The organism is Mycobacteroides franklinii (assembly GCF_002013895.1).
GTDB classification, from domain to species: Bacteria; Actinomycetota; Actinomycetes; order Mycobacteriales; family Mycobacteriaceae; genus Mycobacterium; species Mycobacterium franklinii.
The window spans coordinates 41,830-64,943 of record NZ_MAFQ01000010.1 but is presented as its reverse complement, the minus strand read 5'-3'; the positions used below and the strand labels follow the sequence as shown (position 1 = coordinate 64,943).

At 62.2% G+C, this 23,114-nt stretch carries 23 protein-coding genes and 1 pseudogene; 8 read left to right on the top strand and 16 right to left on the bottom strand.

From position 1 onward, the window contains the following. Window positions 1–125: 125 nt before the first annotated feature. Window positions 126–317 (bottom strand): annotated as a pseudogene (locus tag B4393_RS28105) (oxygenase MpaB family protein); the annotation flags it as partial. Between the two features lie 446 nt (window positions 318–763). Here B4393_RS28105 and B4393_RS17780 point away from each other — a divergent pair. After that, window positions 764–1,795 (top strand): 2OG-Fe(II) oxygenase, encoded by a 1,032-nt coding sequence (locus B4393_RS17780; protein WP_078335206.1) that lies wholly within the window; start codon window positions 764–766, stop codon window positions 1,793–1,795. Continuing rightward, window positions 1,782–2,612, top strand: coding sequence for an SDR family NAD(P)-dependent oxidoreductase (locus B4393_RS17775; RefSeq protein WP_078335205.1), 831 nt, complete (start codon window positions 1,782–1,784; stop codon window positions 2,610–2,612). Before B4393_RS17780 ends, B4393_RS17775 begins: the two co-directional genes overlap by 14 nt. A 50-nt stretch (window positions 2,613–2,662) precedes the next feature. On the opposite strand, the gene B4393_RS17770 is transcribed toward B4393_RS17775, so the two are convergent. Together B4393_RS17770 and B4393_RS17765 are read right to left on the bottom strand one after the other, a co-directional pair. After that, the gene (locus B4393_RS17770) at window positions 2,663–4,831 is read right to left on the bottom strand and encodes a heavy metal translocating P-type ATPase (protein ID WP_078335204.1); all 2,169 of its coding nucleotides are present in this window, start codon (window positions 4,829–4,831) and stop codon (window positions 2,663–2,665) included. A gap of 7 nt (window positions 4,832–4,838) precedes the next feature. Further along, window positions 4,839–5,123 carry a DUF1490 family protein gene (locus B4393_RS17765; protein ID WP_078335203.1) on the bottom strand — a complete coding sequence of 95 codons (285 nt, stop codon included), beginning with the start codon at window positions 5,121–5,123 and terminating at the stop codon, window positions 4,839–4,841. 307 nt (window positions 5,124–5,430) lie between these two features. Between B4393_RS17765 and B4393_RS28400 the strand changes: the two genes are divergently transcribed. Next, on the top strand, window positions 5,431–5,718 hold the full coding sequence (locus B4393_RS28400) for a WhiB family transcriptional regulator (protein ID WP_330359281.1): 288 nt from the start codon (window positions 5,431–5,433) through the stop codon (window positions 5,716–5,718). 115 nt (window positions 5,719–5,833) lie between these two features. On the opposite strand, the gene B4393_RS17755 is transcribed toward B4393_RS28400, so the two are convergent. Further along, window positions 5,834–6,451, bottom strand: coding sequence for a TetR/AcrR family transcriptional regulator (locus tag B4393_RS17755; protein WP_109558594.1), 618 nt, complete (start codon window positions 6,449–6,451; stop codon window positions 5,834–5,836). A 144-nt stretch (window positions 6,452–6,595) separates the two neighbouring features. Between B4393_RS17755 and B4393_RS17750 the strand changes: the two genes are divergently transcribed. Both B4393_RS17750 and B4393_RS17745 read left to right on the top strand, forming a co-directional pair. Then, complete coding sequence (locus tag B4393_RS17750; RefSeq protein WP_236743186.1) at window positions 6,596–8,080, top strand: hypothetical protein; 1,485 nt, start codon at window positions 6,596–6,598, stop codon at window positions 8,078–8,080. 137 nt (window positions 8,081–8,217) lie between these two features. Further along, window positions 8,218–9,438 carry an MFS transporter gene (locus B4393_RS17745; protein ID WP_078335200.1) on the top strand — a complete coding sequence of 407 codons (1,221 nt, stop codon included), beginning with the start codon at window positions 8,218–8,220 and terminating at the stop codon, window positions 9,436–9,438. A gap of 51 nt (window positions 9,439–9,489) precedes the next feature. Here the strand turns inward: B4393_RS17745 and B4393_RS17740 are convergent, their stop codons facing one another. Beyond that, window positions 9,490–10,095, bottom strand: coding sequence for an LGFP repeat-containing protein (locus B4393_RS17740; protein ID WP_078335199.1), 606 nt, complete (start codon window positions 10,093–10,095; stop codon window positions 9,490–9,492). A 281-nt stretch (window positions 10,096–10,376) separates the two neighbouring features. Here B4393_RS17740 and B4393_RS17735 point away from each other — a divergent pair, with 281 nt between their 5' ends. Beyond that, window positions 10,377–10,907 carry an FKBP-type peptidyl-prolyl cis-trans isomerase gene (locus tag B4393_RS17735; RefSeq protein WP_078335380.1) on the top strand — a complete coding sequence of 177 codons (531 nt, stop codon included), beginning with the start codon at window positions 10,377–10,379 and terminating at the stop codon, window positions 10,905–10,907. Between the two features lie 23 nt (window positions 10,908–10,930). Here the strand turns inward: B4393_RS17735 and B4393_RS17730 are convergent, their stop codons facing one another. Next, window positions 10,931–11,359, bottom strand: coding sequence for a cellulose-binding domain-containing protein (locus B4393_RS17730; RefSeq protein ID WP_078335198.1), 429 nt, complete (start codon window positions 11,357–11,359; stop codon window positions 10,931–10,933). A gap of 210 nt (window positions 11,360–11,569) precedes the next feature. Further along, entirely contained in the window at window positions 11,570–12,478 is a 909-nt protein-coding gene (locus tag B4393_RS17725) for an alpha/beta fold hydrolase (RefSeq protein WP_157901287.1), read from the bottom strand. Between the two features lie 137 nt (window positions 12,479–12,615). Between B4393_RS17725 and B4393_RS17720 the strand changes: the two genes are divergently transcribed. Further along, window positions 12,616–13,218, top strand: coding sequence for a TetR/AcrR family transcriptional regulator (locus B4393_RS17720; RefSeq protein WP_133052604.1), 603 nt, complete (start codon window positions 12,616–12,618; stop codon window positions 13,216–13,218). Window positions 13,219–13,283: 65 nt separating this feature from the next. Here the strand turns inward: B4393_RS17720 and B4393_RS17715 are convergent, their stop codons facing one another. Genes B4393_RS17715 through B4393_RS17700 form a run of 4 tightly spaced genes read right to left on the bottom strand, consistent with a single transcriptional unit; the run spans window position 13,284 to window position 17,923 of the window. After that, a complete protein-coding gene (locus B4393_RS17715; RefSeq protein ID WP_078335379.1) occupies window positions 13,284–15,008 on the bottom strand; it encodes an AMP-dependent synthetase/ligase in 1,725 nt (574 codons plus the stop codon). 10 nt (window positions 15,009–15,018) lie between these two features. After that, window positions 15,019–15,855, bottom strand: a complete 837-nt coding sequence (locus B4393_RS17710; RefSeq protein ID WP_078335195.1) for an SDR family oxidoreductase — start codon at window positions 15,853–15,855, stop codon at window positions 15,019–15,021. Then, on the bottom strand, window positions 15,852–17,402 hold the full coding sequence (locus B4393_RS17705; RefSeq protein WP_109558596.1) for an aldehyde dehydrogenase family protein: 1,551 nt from the start codon (window positions 17,400–17,402) through the stop codon (window positions 15,852–15,854). The genes B4393_RS17710 and B4393_RS17705 overlap by 4 nt, the downstream gene beginning before the upstream one ends. A gap of 11 nt (window positions 17,403–17,413) precedes the next feature. After that, the gene (locus B4393_RS17700) at window positions 17,414–17,923 is read right to left on the bottom strand and encodes a PaaI family thioesterase (protein ID WP_236743185.1); all 510 of its coding nucleotides are present in this window, start codon (window positions 17,921–17,923) and stop codon (window positions 17,414–17,416) included. Window positions 17,924–18,013: 90 nt separating this feature from the next. Between B4393_RS17700 and B4393_RS17695 the strand changes: the two genes are divergently transcribed. After that, complete coding sequence (locus B4393_RS17695; RefSeq protein ID WP_078335192.1) at window positions 18,014–18,652, top strand: TetR/AcrR family transcriptional regulator; 639 nt, start codon at window positions 18,014–18,016, stop codon at window positions 18,650–18,652. Between the two features lie 55 nt (window positions 18,653–18,707). On the opposite strand, the gene B4393_RS17690 is transcribed toward B4393_RS17695, so the two are convergent. Genes B4393_RS17690 through B4393_RS17670 form a run of 5 tightly spaced genes read right to left on the bottom strand, consistent with a single transcriptional unit; the run spans window position 18,708 to window position 23,044 of the window. Then, window positions 18,708–19,565 (bottom strand): alpha/beta fold hydrolase, encoded by an 858-nt coding sequence (locus tag B4393_RS17690; RefSeq protein ID WP_078335191.1) that lies wholly within the window; start codon window positions 19,563–19,565, stop codon window positions 18,708–18,710. 4 nt (window positions 19,566–19,569) lie between these two features. Further along, entirely contained in the window at window positions 19,570–20,457 is an 888-nt protein-coding gene (locus B4393_RS17685; RefSeq protein WP_078335190.1) for an SDR family oxidoreductase, read from the bottom strand. A gap of 33 nt (window positions 20,458–20,490) precedes the next feature. Further along, the gene (locus B4393_RS17680; protein WP_078335189.1) at window positions 20,491–20,925 is read right to left on the bottom strand and encodes a type II toxin-antitoxin system Rv0910 family toxin; all 435 of its coding nucleotides are present in this window, start codon (window positions 20,923–20,925) and stop codon (window positions 20,491–20,493) included. A gap of 49 nt (window positions 20,926–20,974) precedes the next feature. Beyond that, complete coding sequence (locus B4393_RS17675; RefSeq protein WP_078335188.1) at window positions 20,975–22,174, bottom strand: lipid-transfer protein; 1,200 nt, start codon at window positions 22,172–22,174, stop codon at window positions 20,975–20,977. A gap of 15 nt (window positions 22,175–22,189) precedes the next feature. Beyond that, window positions 22,190–23,044, bottom strand: a complete 855-nt coding sequence (locus B4393_RS17670; RefSeq protein ID WP_078335187.1) for a MaoC/PaaZ C-terminal domain-containing protein — start codon at window positions 23,042–23,044, stop codon at window positions 22,190–22,192. Window positions 23,045–23,114: the final 70 nt, after the last annotated feature.

Genomic DNA, 23,114 nt, shown 5'->3' with positions numbered 1-23,114 from the left:
AACTGACCAGCCACAGTTAGGAAATCAGTCAGGCTGCGTGTCCGATATAACTGGCGGAATGGCCGATGGTTGCGTGGCCGACGGTACTGAGGCCGTGCATGAATTCGTATTGCCGACGTAGGCCCCGCGACATGTCGTCGCACGAACGCGTGGATGAGCCGCACATGCAGAGTCGATCCGTAGTCCGGCCCCTGCGGCAGCAGACCATCATCGGTGATGACGCTGAGCGCCCACTGCATCGTCTCGGCGAACCGTTGTGCGCTACCACTTTGCCCGTTCTGGCCCGTTTTTGTGAGGAGCAATGTCCGGTTGATCCCGCACGCAAATAAGCGACATGTTCTTCGGTTTGATGCGTGCGCAAGCCGCTTCCAAGTCGGTGGTGCACTACCGGACGAGCTGGACGGCAAGATCAGATTCGCCGGTGTCCACCTGTTCGGTGCACTGATGGAGTGCACAACCACTTGGCTAGCTGGCGACCTACCCATAAACAAGGCCGAACTCATTCACCAAAGTGTCGACCTCCTGCTGGCGGTGGGCAATCACGTCCTACCTGCCACGCAACCACTCAAGGCGTAGAGCCTCTTGAGTTCCCCTGCCGCATTGGCATTCACGCCGTCATAGGCGTACGTGCCAATGTTGCACGACATCGTTTTGGTTAGGGCCGAAACCATGGCGCAGCACCAGCTCGCTGTTGCATCGTGCAGACATCGATGCGGTCGGCTATCGAGGCTCCGCATGGTCTAGCGCGAGGAGCAGATGTCCGATGCACATCGAAAATCAAATTGCCAACGAGCCAACAGAATCCGTCGATAAATATCTAGGCGACAACGCGAGAGTCCACAAGACAGATACCGTTGTCAGGGTCGAAAAGCTCGAGCACGACGCATCAGATCTGCACCGCGAATTCCTGACTGCCGACCCATTTCCGCACCTGGTGGTCGACGATTTTCTCCGCTTGCCTGCTGAGGCCGCCGATACCTTTCCCGGTGTCTCGTGGCCCTGGTGGAACCAATGGGACGACGGATACATCCAGAACAAGCGGTTCTGCGCGGAAATCGATCTCATCCCAGAACCTTTCAAGGCTGTGATCAGAGAGCTCAACGAACCGCGCTTCCTGAGCGTGCTCGAAAAAATTACCGGCATCCAGCAGCTACTCCCCGATCCTTATCTGTTTGGGGGTGGCATCCAGCTCAGCGGCGCGGGCGGCATCCTGACTCCCCACACCGACTTCCACTATCTTCGCGCGCTAAACCTCTACCGCCGCATCAACGTCATCGTCTATTTGAATGAGATCTGGTCGTCAAACGACGGAGGTTGCCTGTCGCTCTACGACACGGAGGGCCGGGCCGTTCAGACTGTCGTTCCCGTGTGGGGCAGGGCCCTCATCTTTCGCACCGATGACGAGTCGGTGCACGGATTCCCTCTCCCCGTCGCTGAAGGCGCGTGGCGACAATCCCTGGCGCTGTTCTACTACACAGCTGCTCCCGCTGAGAGTTTCGGAGGTGACGAGACGACGTACTACCGGGCGCATGGAGAGCAGCGTGGCATCGCTCGCAGGGCTCGACTGCGCGCCTATAGGGCTCTCCTGAACCTCAGCCGCAACATCAGCATGATTGCGTATGTCGTGAACCCCAATCTCGGTTTCCCCTCTGTCAAGGCTCATTTCGCCTACCTCCGCAAGGCCAAAGTCCGCGAGATAGCCAGAAAATTGCTATACGAGGATCTAAGCCAAGGACGCGCCCCTCTACCGGATAACGCCCCGAACCGACAGGGAGACAGGAATGGACGGCTTTAGCGGAAAGGTGGCTGCGGTCACCGGCGCAGGATCGGGCATCGGGCGCGCTGTGGCGATCGAGCTGGCCCGCTCGGGCGCCAAGGTGGCCATCAGCGATGTCGACGCCGAAGGTCTGGCCGAAACCGAACGCCAGGTAAGGGCACTCGGCGCAGAGGTTCATTCCGCTCGACTCAATGTCGTTGAGCGCGAGTCCTTCCTGCTCTACGCCGACGCCATTAAGGATCATTTCGGCACGGTCAATCAGATCTACAACAACGCCGGCGTCGCGTACTCGGGTGACGTTGGGGCGAGCCCATTCAAGGACATCGAGCGCATCTTCGATGTCAACTTGTGGGGTGTCGTCAACGGCACCAAGGCCTTCTTGCCGCACCTGATCGCCTCCGGCGACGGCCACGTCATCAATGTGTCCAGCCTGTTCGGCCTGATGTCCATGCCCGGCCAGAGTGCCTACAACGCAGCGAAGTTCGCGGTACGCGGCTTTACCGAGTCTCTACGTCAGGAAATGATCATCGGCAAGAAACCGATCGCCGTCACCTGCGTACACCCTGGCGGCGTGAAGACTGCAATCGCCCGCAACGCCACCGCTGCGGAGGGAATCGATGTGCAGGCGGCGGCCGCCACGTTTGAAAAGTATCTGGCGAACACCAGTCCAAAGGCTGCCGCGCGCATCGTCCTCACCGCCGTGCGCAAGAAGAAGCCACGCGTACTCGTCGGACCCGATGCCAAGGCTCTCGATGTGCTCGTCCGGGTCATGGGAGCTCGCTACCAGGACCTTTTTTCGGTGTTCACGGCTCTCTCGGTGCCCAAGTCACACTAGTTCGGCCACGGCAATATCCGCGAACTAGGTGCCGCGCCGCACCCGATGAATCAGGTGTGGTCCTCCACCGGTGGATGGTCCGGGGCATCGTCGAGCTGATAGCCGATGAGGCGCGAGCTGTTGGTCACTACCGCCACCGATGACGCGTTGTGCAGAATGGCCGCCAACACCGGGGATAGCGCGCCGCCGGCCCCGACCACGAGCCCCATGGCGTTGACCGCGATCGACATCGCGTAGTTCTGCCGGATCACCGCAACGGCCCGCCCGCCAAGCCCGCGAATATCGAGCAGCTTACGTAGGTCATCGCTGGCTAGCGCGACATCAGCGGTCTCCACCGCTACGTCGGTTCCGTTGAGACCCATGGCTATTCCGATATCGGCGGCAGCCAGTGCCGGGGCGTCGTTGACTCCGTCGCCCACCATGGCCACCACATATCCCTCATCGCGCAGTCGGCTGACCGCCTGGAGCTTGTCCTCGGGCAGGACTTCGGCCTGCCATTCGGTAATGCCCAGTTCCTCGGCCACCGCCTGCGCGGTCTCGGCGTGATCGCCAGTCAGCATCACCACTCGATGTACTCCCGACGAGCGCAGCGCGTCGAGTACCGCAGCTGCCTCCGGACGGATTTCATCGCGCAGGCTAATGAGCCCGACGAGGGCGCCGTCGACGGCCAGCAGCAAGGGGGTCTCGGCGCGGCGGCGCAATCGGGCCACCCACTCGTCAGCCTCATCGGTGACGTGCACCTGTTCCTTGAGAAGCAATGCCGGGCTCCCTAGCAGTAGCGTGCGCCCGTCGGCACGAGTGCGCATCCCCAGACCCACCAGCACTTCGCACTCCTCGTGCGGGGGGATGGTGATGTGGCGTTCTTCGGTCGACCGGATCACCGCTTCGCCCAGCGGATGCCGTGCGTGGATCTCTGAGCTGGCGGCATAGGCAAGCACCTGCTCTGGTTCCCAATCAGTATCGAATGCAACGACATTCGTGACCACGGGCCGCCCGACGGTCAAGGTGCCGGTCTTGTCGAACACGACCGCATCGACCCGACCCGCCAACTCCAGATGCGAGCCTCCCTTCACCAGGATCCCCCTGCGGGCCCCGTTTCCAATGGCGGCACTGATCGCGGTGGGGGTTGCCAGACCGACGGCGCACGGGCACGCCACCAGCAGCATCGTCATCGCGCGCCGTACATCCCCGGTCAACGCCAGGGTGACAGCCGACAGTAGGAATGAGGCAGGTACGAAGCGCCGGGAGAAGTTCTCGCCGATGGTTTGTATTGGCGCCCGGTCTTGTTGGGCCTCCTCCACGCGCGTGATGATCCGGCCGATTATGGTCTGACTTCCGACGGCGGAGGCGCGCACGACAATACGGCCGCGCATCACCACAGAACCGGCGTGCACCATGGCGCCGGTGGCGACGCTGACCGGCAGAGTTTCGCCGGTGATCGCCGACTGATCGACGATGGCGTCGCCTTCCACGATCTCACCGTCGACGGCAATTGCCACCTGTTCGTGTGCGATGACTTCGTCACCCACAGTGAGGGAGTCGGTGGACACCTGAACCTCAGAGCCATCGGCGAGGCGGACCCAGGCCGTGTCCTGTCCGCCCGACAGAAGGTCCGTGATGGCACGCCGGGTGCGACGCAGAGTGAGGTCCTGTAGGTACTCCCCTATGTTCAACAGCCACAGCACGGTAAGTGCTACGACGTTCTCACGCAGGACCAGGCTGGCTACGGTAGCTGCCGAGACCAGGAGGTCGGTGCCTGCCGATCGCCCACCGCGCAGTGAGGCGAGTGCCCCCTTGAGGAACGGGTACCCGGTGAAAATCGTCACCGCAGTGGCCGCCACCCTGCTCGCCGGGCCCAGCAGTGGTGGCCGCCCCAGCGGATAGCGGCGGATGCCCAGGAACACCAGGGCCAGACCGCCGGCGGCCATTCGGATCACATCCGCGTTGCGCACGTCTGCCGAGTGAGGCAGACGCGAAAGCGTTTGCGGCAGAGACAATTCAAGGGTTTCCTTGAGCGCTGCGAGCATGTCGTCGATCGTGGTGCGCTTCGCCGAGTACCAGATGACCACCGAGGCTGTTCGGGGGTACGCGTGTACCGCGCGAACGCCCGATACCTTCGCAAGTGCGTCCTCGATTGCCACTGCCCGACGTGAGTCGCCTCGCAGCTGCGCGGCGGTAACCCGGAGCCGACCGGCCGCATTCGACTCGATGGTGACCATGCGTGGCTCAGTGTTCGTGGTCGTGCTCGGCATCCACCGCCGTGGGTGGCGGCGCCTCCTCACCTAGACGTTCACGGGCCTCGGCGACAACGTCTCCGACAGCAAGTCGCGCGCGTTCGGCGCCTTCCTCGGCTTTACGTACACCGCGCAAGGACCACTCGGCAACGGTGACGCTGACGTCGCGTACGGGGACCTTCGCGGCAGCCTTGCGAACGACCTCGTAGGCCGCGACTCCAACAGCGCCGGTAACCACCGTCGAGGCGGCCTTGATCAATAACCCATGCCATGCCATATGCCAGTCACCTTTCCGCCCTTGGCGTCCCATCTGCGCAGACTTGACATCAAGTTACGCCCATCGTGGTCCGGGTAGGCGGTTGTTCAATAATGAAAACGATTATCGTTACCGCTAATGTATAGCAGACCGACCGCCGCGCCACCGGGCAAACCCCATCGCCGACGACCTCGAACTCAGGAACGCGAATGACCGACAGTCCCCGATCAGCCCGTCGAGCCATCGGACTGCTTATGCAGCTGCAACATTGCACTGAGGCGGAGGCGCTCGCCACGCTTGCCGCGCTGTCGACTTCGCCCTCGCAAGTATCGGCACACCCGCCGTCTGCGACCACCGTGCACGACGGAAACCGTCACTCCTGCACGCGGAGTGGCGCCTCAGAGCCCGATGCCGTGGGTTACCCATCGACATCTTTTTCCCACCCTCCGATGGACCACCGGCGACCCGGCGAAGTCGTGAAGACGCCGCCAAGGAGCTGCGCGGATCGTGCCCTGTGCTGGCCCAATGCCGTGGCTACGCACTGGAGTCCGGCGAGCCACACGGTATCTGGGGAGCGACCACGCCTGAGGAGCGGACCGTCGGAAAATCGCGGTAGTCAGATATTCCGTGATTGACGCCCGAGTTGGTCGGCATGGATTGCCGACTCGTCGTCTCCCCTCAAACACGTTGGCCATAAAGGTTTTTAGAAGCGCGATGGGGGCGGTGCTTCCCTAACCGCTTGTTCGTGGCCGGCTGAGTCCGATCATGGTTGTAGCGACCAGTAGTGGACGAATATCATCGGGATCGTCAGCGGCTATCAACTGCGATGCGGCACCCGACTGAGCTGCCATGACGGCACGGGTGAAGGTGATCGTGTCGGTGGTCAATTCCCTACCAGCACAGTCGATTACATCCAGCAGGTACGGCTCTAGCGTCTGGCGAAGGTGATCTCTCTGCACGGTTAGCTGATCGGCCAGATGTGGGTTGTGTTGTGCGCGTGCGGTCAAAGCCGACTGCAAGGCAAGGCGGCCTCGATCGACTGCGATCGTCGAGATGAACGTGTTCACGAATGTCACAAGGTCGCCCGTGTCGCCAACAACACTCCGCGCATGGGCCAGCGCTGCCGCTACCGCTTCGGTCAGATCGGCATTTTGGCGTTCGTGGACTGCGACAAGATGATCATCCATCGACGCAAAACTGGAGTAGAACGCGCCTCGCGTGTACCCGATGGAGTCGCACACGTCTTTGACGGCAAACTTGGTTCTGCCGCTGCTATCGATGAGCCGGCGGGTGGCGTCGATCAGCTCAATTCGTGTTCGGTTGCGATCTCGCAGTGTGGTGGCACTCACTCAACTCTCCCGGTTCGACAGGTTTCGCGACTCGCCCACGTCGCTATAGTATCGGCGTTGAGCTTCGATACATAGTGTATCGACACTGGTAAGGCGTGTGGACGCTTGGTATGGACTGTTGCGCGAGGAATGGAGGCTGTGGACGTGAGAGATAGCGAAGGGTCTGCGTCCATCATCACCGCCGATCAGATCGGTCAGGAGGTGGCGCTGCTGAACCGCCTGAAGAGTCGGGTCACGGGCACTGTCGAGCACGCGGAACTGATCAAGCACATCGAGGAACAACTCATCGACGCGGGACTCGATGTGCATAGCGACGTGCTGCCCTTCACCCGCTGGGCACCCGAAGGCGACACGGATCCAACCCTTGAGTTCGCCGGGCATCCTGTTCCGATTGCCTCTGTCGTTCCGTACTCGGGAACTACTGGCCCTGGTGGCGTATCTGGGCAGTTGGTCCGGCTACGCGGACCAATACCGGCCTGGGGCAAGGCGCGAGGAAAGATCGCCGTTCTCGAGGTCAACAACTTCAGGTTGCCTTTTGCCGCGGTCATCGATAGGTGGGGAAATGATGCGCCATGGCCAGTGATACGCAACCCGCTGATCGCCGCTACGCTCGCTGGTCTAGGCCTGTCACGTGCGAGGAAGGCGGGCGTCAAGGCGGTTGTCTTCTTGTGGCGCAACATAAGTGACGATCACGCGCGTGGCCAGTACCTCCCGTTCACAATGGACTATCAGGGCATCCCTGCCGTCTTCGTCAGCGGCGAAGGCGCCGCTACCGCACGTGCGAGCGCGACCAGCCACGAGCACGCGACGCTGGTGCTGAACTATCGGCTCACCCCTGATTCGTCCGCCCGGACCATCTGGACGACGGTCGAAGGAACCACCAGGCCGGATGAGACCGTCTTTGTCGTGACTCATACCGACGGCGTCAATGCCGTTGAGGAGAACGGCCATATCGCCGTGGTCGCTATGGCCCGCGCCGCCGCACTCGATCCCCCCGATCGCACGACTGTCTTCGTCTTCACCAGTGGCCATATGCGAATCCCTGCGGTCACCTCCGAGGGGCAGGCAACCCAGCGCTTCCTGGCCGACCATCCAGAATTGTGGGCCGGCGGCGCAGGCCAACGGCGAGCGGTTGCAGGCCTCGCTATTGAGCACCTTGGTGCTCGGGAATTCATCGACGACCCCGACGCCAACGACTTCCGGCCGACCGGACGGATTGAACCTGAACTTCTGTATGCGACCACGCCCGAGCTGGCACATCTCGCGCGGGCAGAGTGGCTGGCCGAAGATGCTGCGATCACCCGTGTTTCGAGACCGAGCGCCCTCGTTCACTTCGGCGAGGGCGAGCCTCTCCTGCACGCCGGTATACCAGCAATTTCCCTCGTCACCGCGCCGCTGTACCTGCTCGCCGAACTGCCGGGCGATGAAACGGAACTGATTGATATGGCTGCGCTGCAACGGCAAGTGAACAACTTTGAGCGCCTCTACCGGCGGATCAGTTCGGTGCGCACCGTTGGCTTCGGTCACGCCGAGAAGCCCACCAAAACCGCGCAGCTCCTAGGTCTCGCTTCACTCCTGAAGTCAGTCGCGGTCGCGAACCTGGCGGAGGTTCGATTCCGGCTGAGTTAACCCGGCCCCGCTGCCCAGACACCCCCGCTCAGGGGAACAACGTCGACGGCCCACACGCATGACTGCTCGCCAGGCAACTCGCCAATCTCATATTCACAGCCGCGACATCGGCCCGCTGCAGCGGGCACAATCACCAGATGACGCAAACGCGGACAGGGACCGCGCGCGACCGTAACGCCTTAGCTGCGGCCAATTTTTTCATGGCCGATGTGCAGGCGGGTATCGGTCCATTTCTTGGGGTCTTACTGGCGGGGCGTGGCTGGGCGACAGGTGCCATCGGTGCAGTCACAGCGCTGGGCAATGCCGTGGGGCTGGCGTCGACCACACCGGCGGGTGCCCTCATCGACGCAACAGGCCGCAAAAGGTTCTGGGTTGTTGTGGCGGCGATATGCACTGTCGCGGCGTCGACCCTCGTACTGGTTTCCGGAGGATTCTGGGTGGTGGCCGCTGCACAGGCCGCGGCGGCTGTTGCCGCGGCTGTCCTTGGCCCCGCGGTCATCGGGATCACCCTGGGAGTGGTGCGCCAGTCGGGCTTCGTTGAGCAAAACGGCCGCAATCAGGCCTACAACCACGCCGGAAACATGGTGGGCGCAGCGCTTTCCGGAGTTCTTGGTTGGTACTTCGGATTCGCCGCGGTCTTCGGACTGGCGGCACTGTTCGCAATAGCCGCGATCATCGCCATCCTGTCGATACCTGCTGGCCACATCGATGACCGGGCTGCGCGCGGAGCCACCGATGAAAATCAGGGCGCTGCAAGCGGTTTACAGATTCTGGCGCGCTCTCCGGTGTTGCGTGCTGTGGCGGCCGCGGTCCTGCTGTTTCACCTGGGGAATGCGGCAATGCTGCCCCTGTACGGGCTGGCCGTCGTTGCCCACCGGGCCGACCCGTTCCTCACCGTAGCCGCGACGGTGGTTGTCGCCCAAGCGGTGATGGTGATCGCCTCGCTGGCCGCGACCCGGATGGCCCGCACACGCGGTTACTGGACGGTGTTTGCCATCGCCTTCGTCGCCCTACCCGTACGTGGACTCGTCGCCGCCAGCGTTGTCACTACCTGGGGAATAGTGCCCGTGCAGATCCTGGACGGCATCGGGGCAGGGATGCTTTCCGTAGCGGTTCCTGGGCTGGTGGCACAGCTGCTGGAAGGGAGCGGACACATCAACATCGGACAGGGAGCGTTGATGGCTGCTCAAGGCGTCGGAGCGTGTCTGAGTCCCCTGCTCGGCGGCTACATCGCCCAGGAATTCGGGTTCCGGGTTGCGTTCGCATTCCTCGGTGCGCTTTCCGCGGGCTCGCTTCTTATCTGGCGAAAGTACGCCGCAGCCATACACGCCGCGGCGCCCAGCAGCTCAGAACGTTAGTGCTCCTCGGCGACCAACGATGCCGCACATCTTCGGCGTAAATCGCCGTTGTTACAGCCCAGAGGGCACAGCCTTGCCATTGACCGTCACCTCGACCTGGTCGGTCTTCGCGTCGTATGCGATCTTGCCGTGCTCGAAGGTCGACACAATGAGGTCGCCGACGGCGTTCTCGTCACTGGTGGGCAGGCCGAGCGGACCCGCCGAGCCGTTCTCGCCAGTGATCGACGGTGTGCCGTCCGGGGCGCGTTGGATATTCCAGGCATCCCGGATCTTGCCCACAACGATGTATGCGGGTGTGCCTGCCTGGTTGTCCTTGGCGATGATCGCGCCGCCCTGGAACTGCTGGAACACCGCGCCACTCTCCCGAGTGCCGGCGTTGCGGTCACCCGTCAGCGCCTTGCCGAGAGCCTGCTTCTGATCCTCGGTCGCCGACAAATACTTGGCAGCGATCGGGCCAGTCAGTGTTACCTCGACGTCCCTGTCCCCGATCAGTTTGACCTCGGCGGGCTGCGCCGGCGCTGCAGACGAGGTGGTGGCGATCAACCCGACCTGAGGCGACGACATGTCGACGCTCGGGCCATTGCTGCAGCCGACGGTCATCAGCGCGACGGCGGCCAGGCCGACGACTGCCTTGTGGCGATATGCGATCGTCCTCATGGACTTCCTCTCGCGTCTTCCTGCGGTAGTGGTCAGGTTGCGGCTGAACCCCTCGCCCGGCCGGACTATACCCAACCAGGTGCACCGACAAAGCGATCGGGACGAGTGAGCGCCCATAGCTAGACAAAGAGTCCAGTTATCCGCTCCGCTCCTCACCACTTGGTTCGGGACGACATCTTGGTTCGGGACGACATCGCAATCAAGCTGTTAGCGTGACAGCCGTGAACCTCTCGCGTGTGTCCCCTTCTGTCACGCTCGCGGCCTGTGCCGCCTCATTCGTCGTGGCGCTCGCAGCGTGCGGATCCGATACGGAAGCCAAATCGGAACCTGCTGACCCAACCACCACAGCCAGTGGGTGCCCCACGGCCGCACCGCAGGCCGGTGGCACCCCCGAGTGGACGCTGGCAGGAAGCACCGGCAATGTCGCGGTGATCGGGTCCACGGATGCTGCGGCGCCGTCCGTCAACGTGACCGCTCCGTTCAGTGTGACAGAGACTCAGGTGCACACACTGCAGGCTGGATCCGGACAAACCGTCGGAGACTTGGCCACGGTTTCGGTCTGTTACATGGGTGTGAATGGACGCGACGGGTCGGTGTTCGACAGCAGTTACACACGGGGCACGCCGGCTCAGTTCCCGCTTGGTGGAGTCGTCCCGGGTTTCAAGAAGGCCATCGCGGGACAGCGCGTTGGTTCCACCGTCGCTGTCGCGATGACCTCGGCCGACGGGTATCCGGCCGGCCAGCCCAGCGCGGGCATTCGTGCGGGAGACTCGCTCGTCTTCGCGATCAAGATCCTCAACGCCACCAACTGATCAACCAAAGTGCGCAATCGCCCTTAACTGCAAGCATATTGGCGGTTGAGCACACAATTCAGCGGTGGCGTGTAGGAACCGCTCAGTACGCCTCGCAGGCCACCGGTGGCCGAACCACCCGGCGGAATGATGCGATTCCAGTTCGCCGGGGTGAGCACATAGTGTGTGCCCGATTGGGTGATGGTGCTACTCCATGTGTGCCGGATGGACTCTCCCACCGGCAAGTCGAATTCAAGCGCCCAATCAGATAGTGGCACCGTGCTCAAGTTGGTGATGGTGAAACTGGCGATGAAACCGGTCTGCCACGTCGATGTCACCGACAGTGTCGCTGTCGCCGCGGCCGCGTGGGCGACAGGCGCACCGGGGACTCCGAGTGGAGCAAGCACCAACGCTGGTAGAACTACGTAAAGTGAGACGCGCCAACGCTTCACGTAACTGTCACGTCCTGCCATAACGGCCAACACTAGAGCCAGTCAGGCCATACAGGTCCACGCCTCGCGGTTACGCTGCAGTACCTTTGCTCAACTGAGACCTTCGTGAAATTTGACCGCAGTCCGCCACAACGTCATTCCGCATCGCGGTCCCGGCCTTCGGGCCGCACAGGTTCTTGAGGGTCACCCGAACAAACACCATGTTGATGACATCGGCTAACGAATTCGGCGTCAGCGTGCTGGTTGGATCTGTTCGGCATCAAGCCTGGGTGCCGGTACTTGCGCCTGGGCCAGTAGAGGTTTGAGGAATCTGGTGACGGCGGCTTCGGTCTGGGCGGGATGGCTGATCATCGGGAAGTGCCCGGCTTTGTCCAGGATGACCACCTCTGCCGAGGGAAAGGCGTCGAGTTGCTGATGCGCATGTTTGACGGGCAGGAAGTGATCGCGAGCACCCCAGATTACCAATGCTGGAATAGCGTGCTGGCGCAACAGATATGCCAGGGCGGGCCCGAACTCACCCATGTTGCGAGATGCGCGGTACAAGTGCAGCACCGCGTCACGTGTCTCGGCGTCGAAATCATGGGCCATGTGTGCCAGGAAATCGGCAGGCAGCGGTGTGGGCCACGGTTTGAGGGCATAACCATGTTGGATGATGAGTTTGAACGCTGCGGTTGTGGTGAGACGCATGACGAGTTCCCCGATTCCGCGCACAAGCCACAGTCGTGCGGGCCAGTGCCAGCGGTGCTCGGAGATCGCGCCGGTGTTCATCAGCGTGATAGACGCGACCTGCTCCAGGTGTGCAGCAGCCCAGGTGAGTCCCCACAGCCCACCGAAGTCATGCAGCACGAGGTGAACATCGGAAATAGCCAGCTTCGCGAGCGCACCGTCAAGATGACGTGCATGTCCGACTGCGCTTTGCGAGAAGTTGCGCGGCTTATCTGCCTGCCCGAAGCCGGGCATATCCAGCGCCACCGCGCGCGTGTGGTCACCAACCGTGGCCAGCAGTCCTCGAAAATCATGCGACGAACCCGGATTTCCGTGAATGAAGACCACGGCTGTTGAGTCGTGATCGGGCCCGGTTGCCAACAGTGGAGACCGCACGCCGTCGACGATCACTTCGCTGGTTCGTATTTCTGCCACGTCGTGTCTCCTTAGTTGTTCGATCTGGTGCGTGCCGCGCGTGCAGCCCGTTTCCGCAATCTAACATATGGCCAATACCATAATCCATAGGTTAGATAGACTGCCGGCCGAAGGTGAAGCAGAAGGGATGATCGCCGGTGGTTGGCATAAAAACGCCGCAGAGGTCAGGCAAGGGAAAGACCAAGGAGCGGATGCTGCACGCGGCCGTGGAGCTCATGGCCGAACGTAGTGCGGCCGGCGTCACTGTCGATGAGGTCATCGCGCGCAGCGGCGCGCCGCGAGGTTCGGTCTACTACTACTTCCCTGAAGGGCGCGCTCAATTGATCGCCGAAGCCCTCGATCTGGCCGGCCACATCACGGAGACCAAGGTCGCCGAAGCGTTCGCTGTCGATCCGGCCAGCGGAATCAGCCGTTATATCAAGTTTTGGGTAACGATCTTGCAGCATAAGGACTTCGGCGTCAGCTGCCCGATTGCTTCCGCAGCGATCGGCGGCGGCGACATCGACGAGGGTTTGATTCCCCAGGCCGATGCCATCTTCCAAACCTGGCAGGACCTTATTGCCGCAGGTCTCGTGGAGATGGGAATCAAGCAGAAACGCGCGGGCAGCCTCGCCACACTCATCGTCACATCGATCGAAGGCGGGCTGATTCTCGCCCGTGCCAACCGCGATACCGCGCCCCTGCAAAACGTCCAAAAAGAACTCGAACAGATACTGCAACAAGCACTTAACGGCCGCTGAAGTGTTCCCGCCCTGACGGCCGCAATGGCTCGACGACGTCGGGTGGCCGACATCGTCCCGCCCCGTTACGGATACATCTGTTGGATAAGCTCGCCGTAGCGCGCCTCGATTGTTTTGCGTTTGAGCTTATGCGTCGGCGTCAGGTACTCCCCACCGGGCTCCCATGTTTCGGACAACACGGTGAACCTCTTGATTTGTTCGACGCGCGACAGCTTCGCGTTTGCCGCGGCAACGCCGGCTTCGACTGCTTGTCCGATGGCACCATCTGACGTGTACTTCCCCTTCACATCGGGATCCAGACAGATCAGCGCGGTGTTGTAGGGGCGCGCGTCCCCGATCACCGCGACAACCCCGATTAGTGCGCAATTGGCCGCTACCGTGTTTTCGATGTTCGTGGGAGACATATTTTTACCGGCCGCGTTGATGATCAGTTCCTTCTTCCGATCGATGATGGACAGGAAGCCGTCCGCATCGATGCGGCCAATATCGCCGGTATGCAGCCAGCCACTGGAATCAATTGTTTCACTGGTCTTTTCGCAATCCTTGCGGTAGCCGCGCATTACCATCGGACCGCGCACCAAGACCTCGCCGTCGGCGGCCAGTGCGATCTCTGCGCCGGGCACCGGGCGTCCTACGGTACCGATCTTGATGCGGGTCGGCAGATTGACAGTCACCGCGGCAGTGCATTCCGACATTCCCCAGCCCTCGCACAGCGGGACACCAAGCCCGAGAATGAACTCGTGCACCTCGGGCGGGATGGGTGCGGCGCCGGTGACCGCGAGGCGTATCTGGTCCATGCCGAGTTGTGCGCGCACCTTCGACAACACCATCCGATCCGCGAGTTCGTATCGGAAAGCGCCCAAGACGTGAAGACGTCCGCCGGCCGATTCGATGCGAGCCTTGGCTTGCCCGGTCGCGAATGCCCACTGTGCAAGCCGCCGCTTCATGAGATTGGGTTCGTCGGCAATCCGCTGTTCGAGTGCCGCCTTGAGCTTCACCCAGATGCGTGGCACGCCGAGGAACGCGGTTGGCCGCACGACGGTCAACGCGGCAAGCACCTGTTTGACGTCGGGCACGGTCGTCACGGTGACGCCGTGCAAGAGGTTTGTGTAGTGCGCGAACCAGCGGTTGGCCGCGTGGGCGTCCGGCAGGTAGGAAATCACGCGATCCACCGCACCGATTCCGCCGAAATCATCGGTAATACGTGCATTCTCGATGAAGTTGGTATGTGTGAGTTCCACCCCCTTCGGTGGACCCGTGGTGCCGGACGTGTAAACGATTGTCAGCAGGTCATCGGGCCGCACAGCCTGCCAGGAGGCGTCGAAATCGAAGTCGCTGGCAGAGGATGACTCAAGCGCACTCAGACTGATGACGCCGTCGGCCTCCCCGTCGACACAGATCACATGTTCGACCTTGCTGTCTTGTGTTACTGCGGCGAGCACCGTTGACAGAAAAAGCTTCTCGCAGATCACCACGCGGTTTCCGGCGTTGTCGAACTGGTACGCGAGCACTGCTGCGGGATTGGTGTTGTACACGGAGAAGGGCGTCGCGCCGGTATGCAGGACCGCTGTGTCGCAGAGATGGAATTCGGGCCGGTTTGTCAGCATCAAGGCGACGGTGTCTCCCGGCGCGACGCCGATAGCGGCCAGGCCGGACGCTATTGCGCGGACCCGCTGCGCGTACTGTCGCCAGGTAAGGGCGGTCGCACCGTCCGCGCTGCGGATCGCGACCACGTCAGGTTGGCGTGCGGCAACGGACTGGAACGATTCGACCAATGTTCGCGGCGTCATATATCTGCCTTCACCTTTCACCGCGGGCGCGGTCCTCATACGCCTTGCGCTGCGCCGTGTCGACGTTGTCAGTGAAGACGTGATCTCCGCCAAAGAGCGTGGTGAATCCTTCCGCAATGACGCGCGGCATGAATTTCTGCGATGAAATGAGTGCGCCAGCCAACCGAGTGACTCGTACCTTGGGCCGCGGGTTGATAATGAGATCGACCATGGCGTCGGCGATATCGCTAGGCTCGGCGTTCTTGAGGCCCTTGATACCCGTTGTGCCCGAGGTCAGTTCGGTATTCACGAACGATGGCAGCACCGTCGAGAAGTGCACTCCCGTCTTCCGGTTTTCTACGCGCACCGCGTCTGTGAAGCCTACGACCGCATGCTTGCTCGCGCAGTAGGTGGCAAGCCCGGCAGTGTATGTCTCACCAGCCAGCGACGCGACGTTGATGACATGACCCGATGTGCGCGGAACCATGCGCTGCGCAGCAAGTTTGGTCCCGATGATGACCCCGTAGACGTTGATGTCCAGGATGCGCCGAGTCACCGCATCTGGCTCGTCGGTCAGCAGCCCGACAGGCATGATGCCCGCGTTGTTGATCAACACGTCCAGTGGACCGAGCTCGTGTTCCACGTCGTCCAGGAATGTTGTAAATGACGAGAAATCGGTGACATCCAGCTGGCGTGGAAACACGTCGATATCGGCACCGGACTGCTTGGCCGCGACCTCGTCGACATCGCCGATGGCCACCTTGGCGCCCAGCGCGCGCAAGGTCGAAGCGGTCGCGAATCCGATACCGCGCGCTCCACCAGTGATTGCTATTACCCTGCCGCGCAAAACATTTGAATTATTCTTCATCGAACTTTCTCCTTTGATAAGCCGATTCGACGCAGGCCCTGTGCACCAATAGCACGCATGGCACCGAAAGCGAGTCGGATCCGGGTCTTGGAATAGGGAAACCACATGGGTTCGTTGATCACAGGTGGCAGACGTGGCTCCGTAATAGCGGTCTGTCGGCAGTACTTACGCACGCCGGCCGCCCCGCCCCAGCGTGACCCGACACCGGATTGCTTCCAGCCGCCCATCGGCAAGGCGAAACTGAACAAATTCGCGATGGTGTCGTTGATGTTGACCGCGCCGGCATCGAGCTTCCTGGCGACCCGACGCCCGCGCGCCTGGTCGCGAGTCCACACCGATGCCGACAAACCGTAGCGTGAGTCGTTCGCAAGCCGGATCGCCTCGTCCTCGTCGGCAACCTTAATTACCGGAATCGTCGGGCCGAACGTCTCCTCTTGAATGCAGGACATCGATTGGTTCACGTCGATGAGCACCGTCGGCTCGAAGAATGTGCCGCGGCCAGTGGGCTTTCCGCCAATAGTCGCGCGTGCGCCGGCCGCAATCGCCTCATCGACGTGTCGCTGGACGATATCGCGCTGAGTCATGTTCGCCATCGGCCCGGTGTCGAAGCGGAAACCTCTGTCATCCTGGCCCTGACGCAGTTCGCGGACACGCTGCGTGAGTTTCGAGACGAACTCGTCGTAGACGGGCGCCTCGACATACACGCGCTCGACCGACACACAGACCTGGCCGGCATTGAACAACGCACCCCAGGCAATACCGTGTGCAGCGCGGTCGACGTCTGCATCCGCCAGTACCAGAGCGGGATCCTTCCCCCCGAGCTCCAGACTGTACGGCTTCAGCTGCTCGACACATCGCCGCGCGATACTTCGACCGGTGCTCGTCGAGCCGGTGAACTGCACGTAGTCGACCGTATCGACCACTGCCCCACCGGTATTGGCACGCCCTGTCGCGACCGCGAACACCTTCGGTGCGCCGATCTCATCCCACCCCCGTGCGAGCTCAAGTGCGCTAAGTGGGGTTACCTCGGACGGCTTCAGCAGTACGGCGGCACCCGCCATGAGTGCGGGCGGAACATCAAGTCCAGCCATAGCGAGGGGAAAGTTCCACGGGGCGATGACGCCGACTAGCGGATAGGGCCGGTACGTGGTTGTGAGCGTCTTCGTCCAGCCGAGTGGGCTGTGCGGTCTTGGCCGCTCGTCGGCCAGGAACTTGCCCGCATTGCGAGCGAAGTAGTTGATCAGGTCGACCCATGCGGGGACTTCGAATTCTGCCTCGGCGCGCGGCTTGCCGGTCTCGGACTGCAAGACATCGGCGATATGCGCCGAATGGTCGAGAAGCCATGACTGAAACGTGAAGAGCCAGCGGGCTCGGCCCTGGTGTCCCAGGGCTTCCCACTCCCCCTGCCCCTGCCGCAAGGCGAGCGCCTTTTCGGCGACCGACTCTGCGGACTCGTCGATGACCTTGCCGACCAATCGACCGTCGGCCGGGTTGTGTACATCGATGGTGGGCCGCTGATCCAGAGCCCGGTTTGTGCTTGCCTCCATGGCGAGTTCCTTCATGATGGTGTGGATTCGCCGGAAGTGCGGATCTGATAGGTGCCATGCGTGGTGGCCACTGTCGCGCCGGAGTTATCAGTCAGGACAGCATCCAGCACGAACTCGGTTCTGCCGGTTATCCGGACTTCTTGTTGCATGCGGTCGATCGTGGCCGCGTCCAGTGACGCCCGCGCCCGCACATCGGTGGTCGCGGGCCGTCGATAACGAATCTGAAGGTCCTTCACGGTCGGGTAGAACCGTGCCGCATCGAAATTCGGAAAGAACAGGGCGCCACCGAGCAGCTCTGCGGCACCGAATAGTGCGCCCGCATACATGGTGCCGATGTGGTTGCTATTGCCCGCCAGTGGTACCACAGTGACCGCGTGTCCGGGCCCGACCTCGAGAACCCGGATGCCCAGTTGGTGCATCGCCGGGACGGCGTGCTCCATCCCGGTATTGATCATTGCGGCCAGTGCATCCATATCGGAGTGGATGCCCCCACCCGCACTTACCTGGTCTGCTATCGCCATTGGAGACTCCTTCGAAAAACAGGGCACGTGCCCCGCAACTAACCTAGGCGATGTTACGGGGCACCTGCCCCGTTTGGCTAGAGTGGAGTCATGCCCAGGTCCAGCGCGCAGATTCCGGCACCCCGCACGCAGGCGCAGCGCCGCGAACAGACGCGTGCCGCGTTGATCACCGCGACGATTCGCAGCATTGCCGAGCACGGCTATCTCGCCACCACCACCCGACGTGTGATCGAAATGGCCGATTCCTCGCCAGGCGCCCTGGCATACCATTTTCCGTCCCGGCTGGATCTGATTGCGGCCACGCTGGACGAAGTCGGCCGACTGGCCGTCGACGAGCTGCGAGCCCGGGTGGCGGATCTGCCGGCTACTGGCGATACCCGCACGGCCGAGGCACTGGACGTCATGTGGGATTACTTCACAAGTGAACTGTTCCAGGTGTGGATCCGGGTATGGTTCGCCGCCAGCGAAGACGCCGAACTCTACGAACGGCTCGCCCCACTGGAGCGAACCATGAACGCCGGGATAACTGCAGCGGCAACCGATCTGATACCGCCCGACCTGCCTCGACCGGTGTGGAATCGCCGTATCGGCGTAGCGCTGGACACCATGCGCGGCCTTGCTCTGCGCCTGAGTATCGAACCCCGCCAACGGCCGAGAAAACCTGACCCCTGGCCTGCAACCAGGGCCGAACTCAGTCACCTATTGGACCGCCGATCCGGTCAGGGCTAACGAAAGATGCCGGCACAGGAAATGTGATCAACGACTGCTCACCGGCCCGTCTGTGTCACGCCGGCCTGGATTGATCGGCATCTCCCGCGGTTAGCCCGCGGGAGATGCCGACGATGTAGTCAGGCTCATCCAGCTGCGGACAGTGGCCTGCGTGGTCGAGCACCACCAGCCGACTCTGTGGAATGGCTTGGTGCCAGCCCTGACTCGACGCGAGCGCGACAAGTCGATCCCGGCGCCCATGCACAAGCACGGTAGGACACGAGATACCGGTAATCGCCGGCTCGCCATCGACTTCCGCCTTCATGCGAAGTCCCTGCACCAGCAGCTTGTGGGCGTCGCCGCGGCCGTACAACTGAGAACTGAGGGTGCGCACCATCTTCTTGTCCCGCGATGCCTGGTTTCCGTAGATCAACCGCCCGATGACCGCGTCGGCAAGATAGGCCCGAAGGGGCCGAGGGGTACATACCGTCGCCCGCGCGAAGAAACGTGCGGCACCCAGTTGACCGACCCGGACCAGCCGCGTCCACCCCATGCCGGGAGTGCCCGTGGGCACAATGCCCCGGATGGGAAGCCGCTGGGGTGAGGCCGCGGCGCGGAGAGCCAGATACGCGCCGAGCGAGTTCCCGACCAGGACGACCGAAGTGTTCCGACCATGCTGCGCGATCACCTCCCCGACGAAGCGGTCGCCCTGTGGCAGCCATGCGCCGGGCCGGGCGGAGTCGGCGGCACCGAAGCCGGGCAGGTCAACCGCGACAGCGGCCTGCCCGGCTTCTTCGAACCGGTCCAGAAGCGGACGCCACGCGTCCGCAGAGTGGGAAAACCCATGCAGAAGCACGACGGCCGGCCCCTCCCCCGCGACGAACAGTTCGCGCGTGCCCACACCGGCGTAGACAGCACGTCGCTCATCAATCATGCGTTCAGGCCCCAGCCGCCCAATGGTCCAACTGAGTGGGCAGCTCGTCGAGAACCCACGGACCTTCGGTCTCGACGGTTTCCCGTGACGTCCAGCCCTCCAGCAAGGTGATGGCACCGCCTTGGACCGCGAGAACAGCGCCGTTCAAGGGGCATTTCTCGCCGGCAAGATACGCCACCACGGGTGCGATGTTCGCGGGGCTGAACGCATCGAACTCACCCTCAGGAACCTCTTCGGCGAAGATCGCGCTCATGCCCGGCGTCGCGAGGGTCAACCGAGTTCTCGCCACAGGAGCGATGGCATTCACGCGTACCCCGTAACGCTCAAGCTCGAGAGCTGCAACCTGAGTGAGGGCGGCGATACCTGCCTTGGCGGCGCCGTAATTGACCTGGCCCGCGTTCGTCAGGAAGGTACCGGACGCAGACGCGGTGTTGATCACGGCAGCGTTCACCGGCTTGCCCGCCTTCGACTGTTCCTTCCAATACCCGGCGGCATGGCGTAACACCGCGAAGTGCCCCTTCAGGTGCACCGCGACCACGCTGTCCCACTGCGATTCCTCCATGGCCGCAACGAAACCATCACGGAGAATGCCAGCGTTGTTGACGACGATGTCCAGGCCACCGAATTCTGAAATAGCCTGATCCACAAGGCTCTTCGCACCAATCCAGGTCGCAATGTCATCGGTATTGGCAACCGCATTGCCGCCCGCGGCGACGATCTCGTTTGCCACTTCCTGGGCAGGACCCACGTCGGCGCCACTCCCGTCGTTGGCGCCTCCAAGATCGTTGACGACAACACTCGCGCCCTCTTCGGCAAGCAACAGCGCGTGCTCACGACCAATGCCGCGACCCGCGCCGGTCACGATCGCGACACGGTTCTTCATTGAACCCATATGAGTTTCCTTCTGTAAGTGAATGATCGAACGTCAGGCGACGAGGGCAGCGAGCTTGTCGAGGGACTCGTTGAGTTCCTTCGTCGATGCGCGTTCGATCGCTCCCCCGATGGCTCCCACCATCATCTGGCTGATGAACTCAGCGTCGACAGTTGCGATGGAGGCCTCATCGCCGTGTGGCTCAACGGTCAGCCGGAAGCTGATCTTCGCTCCGGCCATGCCAGTGCCCGAAAACGTGGTGCTGTTCGGGGCATCGAACTCGTCAACGGTGAACGTGATGGTGTTGGCCATACCCATGATCGTGAGAATTTCGCTCATGGTGGCGCCCTTGGACAGCTGCGCCGGTGGAGCTTCCTTCCACTTCGTATGCACAGTCAGCCATTCCTCGAAGCGCGCAGGGTCGGAAATGGTGGCCCACACCTTTTCTTGCGGCGCGGCGATCTCTTTGGAAACGTTGGCCTTGGCCATGATGCATTACTCCTCTTTTATATGGGGAATTGTTGTTGGATAACAGGATTCATCGGTTAGCAGGCTGGTACGCGGTGACAACGGCGGACCCGCCGAGACCGATGTTGTGTTGCAGTGCGGCCTTCGCACCGTCGACCTGACGTTGGTCCGCCGTGCCGCGCAGCTGCCAGGTGAGTTCGGCGCATTGTGCGAGACCAGTAGCGCCCAGGGGATGCCCTTTGGAGATGAGACCACCGGACGGATTGACAACCCAGCGACCGCCGTAGGTGGTGTCGCCGTTGTCGACGAGCTTGTGACCTTCACCCTCACCGGCAAGCCCCAGCGCCTCATAGGTGAGCAATTCGTTAGGCGCGAAGCAATCATGTAGCTCGATCACATCGATATCGTCGGGAGTGATCTGCGCCTGCTCGTACACACGGTTCGCAGCGGCGCGACTCATATCGGCACCGACAAGGGTCGCCATGCTGCCCGCGCCGAATGTCCCTGGCACATCGGTAACCAGAGCCTGGCCGACGATCTCGATCGCCTGCGCCGCGAGACCGTGCTTCTCGACGAATGCCTCGCTGGCGAGCACAGCTGCGGCTGAGCCGTCGGATGTCGGCGAGCACATCGGGCGAGTGAGTTGCCCTGGGGCGTAAATCATCTTGGCGTCCAGGATCTCTTCCTCGGTGTACACGTCCTGAAACTGCGAGTACGGGTTGTTCACCGAATGGCGGTGATTCTTGACGGCAATCCGGGCGAAATGCTCTGGGGTTGAGCCGTACTTCTGATTGTGCTCCACACCCGCCGCACCGAACATCCACGGCGCGACGGGGAATGCGAATTCCTGAAGTTCGGCCATCGCTTCCAGGTGCTTCTGCATCGGCTGTTCGCGGTCATCGTAGGTGGAACCGAGTGACCCCGGCTGCATCTTCTCGAAGCCGATCGCCAGCGTGCAGTCCGCTAGTCCGCCGCGAACGGCCTGCGCCGCAAGAAATAATGCACTCGAGCCCGTCGAACAGTTGCTGTTCACGTTGAAGACGGGGATGCCGGTCAGGCCCAGTCCATACACTGCGCGATGTCCGGAGCATGATTCGCCGTAGCAGTAACCGGCGTAGGCCTGTTGCACCAGGTCGTATTCGATGCCCGCGTCATCGAGCGCGTTGGTGCCCGATTCCAGGGTCATCGCCGGGTAGTCCCAGCCCTCGCGCCGTCCGGGCTTCTCGAATTTCGTCATGCCGACGCCGACCACAAATACTCTCTTACCCATAATTCCATTGCCTTTCTAGGCGAACTCGGCCAAGCCATCCGTGATGACGAACTTGCCGGGCTTCTCGTCACCGACGGTCTCGAAGGCATAGGTACCCTCGCCCGTGTTCCAGAACCTGCTGGTGATCGTTTCCTTCGGTAGTGCGGGCTTGCTGAGCCGCACCGCGAGCCGCTTGAGACGACCGGGATCATCCGGGCACAGCTGCGATAGCAGCGCGTGCGAGGTGAAGGCGATGGTGCACAGACCATGAATGATGATGCCCGGCAAGCCCATTGCCTTGGCGAAATCGTCATCTAAATGGATCGGCATCGGATCGCCCGCAGGCTCGCTGTAACGGAACGTCTGGTCCTCGTCGAACGTCTGGACCGCGCTGAAGTCCGGCTGACGGTCACGCAGCGACGCGTCAAAACTATGCTCAGGGCTTCTCTCCCCCACGGTGCCGTCGAACGTACCGCCGCGGAAAAAGCCGATGAAGTACTGCTCGTTGACCAGATCGCCCCGATTGCTGCGGGTTTCCATCAGTGTTGTGACGACAACGCCCGAGTCCTTGCCCTCGATACCGATCGGCTTGGCGCGTACCGTCAGGATTTCGCCGGGCTCGATCGGCCGGTGGATGCGGAAGTCGTGCTCGCCATGGAGGATTCGCATCATCAGCTCATCGGGAACCACCCCCATGGTTGCGTCGGCCATGATCGCGGTGACTGGCACTACCGCGAAGACCGGAGGCGCGTAGGTGCCTTCCAGGTGGGCGGCGATTGGGTCGTTGGTTGCCTTTGCGTAGGCAATCGTCTGCTCCCGCTCGACCTTGAACTCCTGCTCTTCGGTCCACTGGCCCAGGCGGTCCAGGTTGAATCCCTCACGGTTGGCCATGCATTCTCCTTGCGCAACATCGAATCTGGTTGATGACGTTACGAACCCGAGGCCTGGCCCGCGATGACCG

What these genes read in the sequence shown, in the direction of transcription:
- B4393_RS17780 (WP_078335206.1), top strand. Translation starts at nt 764, where the DNA reads ATGCACATCGAAAATCAAATTGCCAACGAGCCAACAGAATCCGTCGAT.
- B4393_RS17775 (WP_078335205.1), top strand. Translation starts at nt 1,782, where the DNA reads ATGGACGGCTTTAGCGGAAAGGTGGCTGCGGTCACCGGCGCAGGATCG.
- B4393_RS17770 (WP_078335204.1), bottom strand. Translation starts at nt 4,831, where the DNA reads ATGGTCACCATCGAGTCGAATGCGGCCGGTCGGCTCCGGGTTACCGCC.
- B4393_RS17765 (WP_078335203.1), bottom strand. Translation starts at nt 5,123, where the DNA reads ATGGCATGGCATGGGTTATTGATCAAGGCCGCCTCGACGGTGGTTACC.
- B4393_RS17745 (WP_078335200.1), top strand. Translation starts at nt 8,218, where the DNA reads ATGACGCAAACGCGGACAGGGACCGCGCGCGACCGTAACGCCTTAGCT.
- B4393_RS17740 (WP_078335199.1), bottom strand. Translation starts at nt 10,095, where the DNA reads ATGAGGACGATCGCATATCGCCACAAGGCAGTCGTCGGCCTGGCCGCC.
- B4393_RS17730 (WP_078335198.1), bottom strand. Translation starts at nt 11,359, where the DNA reads ATGGCAGGACGTGACAGTTACGTGAAGCGTTGGCGCGTCTCACTTTAC.
- B4393_RS17715 (WP_078335379.1), bottom strand. Translation starts at nt 15,008, where the DNA reads ATGACGCCGCGAACATTGGTCGAATCGTTCCAGTCCGTTGCCGCACGC.
- B4393_RS17710 (WP_078335195.1), bottom strand. Translation starts at nt 15,855, where the DNA reads ATGAAGAATAATTCAAATGTTTTGCGCGGCAGGGTAATAGCAATCACT.
- B4393_RS17705 (WP_109558596.1), bottom strand. Translation starts at nt 17,402, where the DNA reads ATGGAGGCAAGCACAAACCGGGCTCTGGATCAGCGGCCCACCATCGAT.
- B4393_RS17700 (WP_236743185.1), bottom strand. Translation starts at nt 17,923, where the DNA reads ATGGCGATAGCAGACCAGGTAAGTGCGGGTGGGGGCATCCACTCCGAT.
- B4393_RS17695 (WP_078335192.1), top strand. Translation starts at nt 18,014, where the DNA reads ATGCCCAGGTCCAGCGCGCAGATTCCGGCACCCCGCACGCAGGCGCAG.
- B4393_RS17690 (WP_078335191.1), bottom strand. Translation starts at nt 19,565, where the DNA reads ATGATTGATGAGCGACGTGCTGTCTACGCCGGTGTGGGCACGCGCGAA.
- B4393_RS17685 (WP_078335190.1), bottom strand. Translation starts at nt 20,457, where the DNA reads ATGGGTTCAATGAAGAACCGTGTCGCGATCGTGACCGGCGCGGGTCGC.
- B4393_RS17680 (WP_078335189.1), bottom strand. Translation starts at nt 20,925, where the DNA reads ATGGCCAAGGCCAACGTTTCCAAAGAGATCGCCGCGCCGCAAGAAAAG.
- B4393_RS17675 (WP_078335188.1), bottom strand. Translation starts at nt 22,174, where the DNA reads ATGGGTAAGAGAGTATTTGTGGTCGGCGTCGGCATGACGAAATTCGAG.
- B4393_RS17670 (WP_078335187.1), bottom strand. Translation starts at nt 23,044, where the DNA reads ATGGCCAACCGTGAGGGATTCAACCTGGACCGCCTGGGCCAGTGGACC.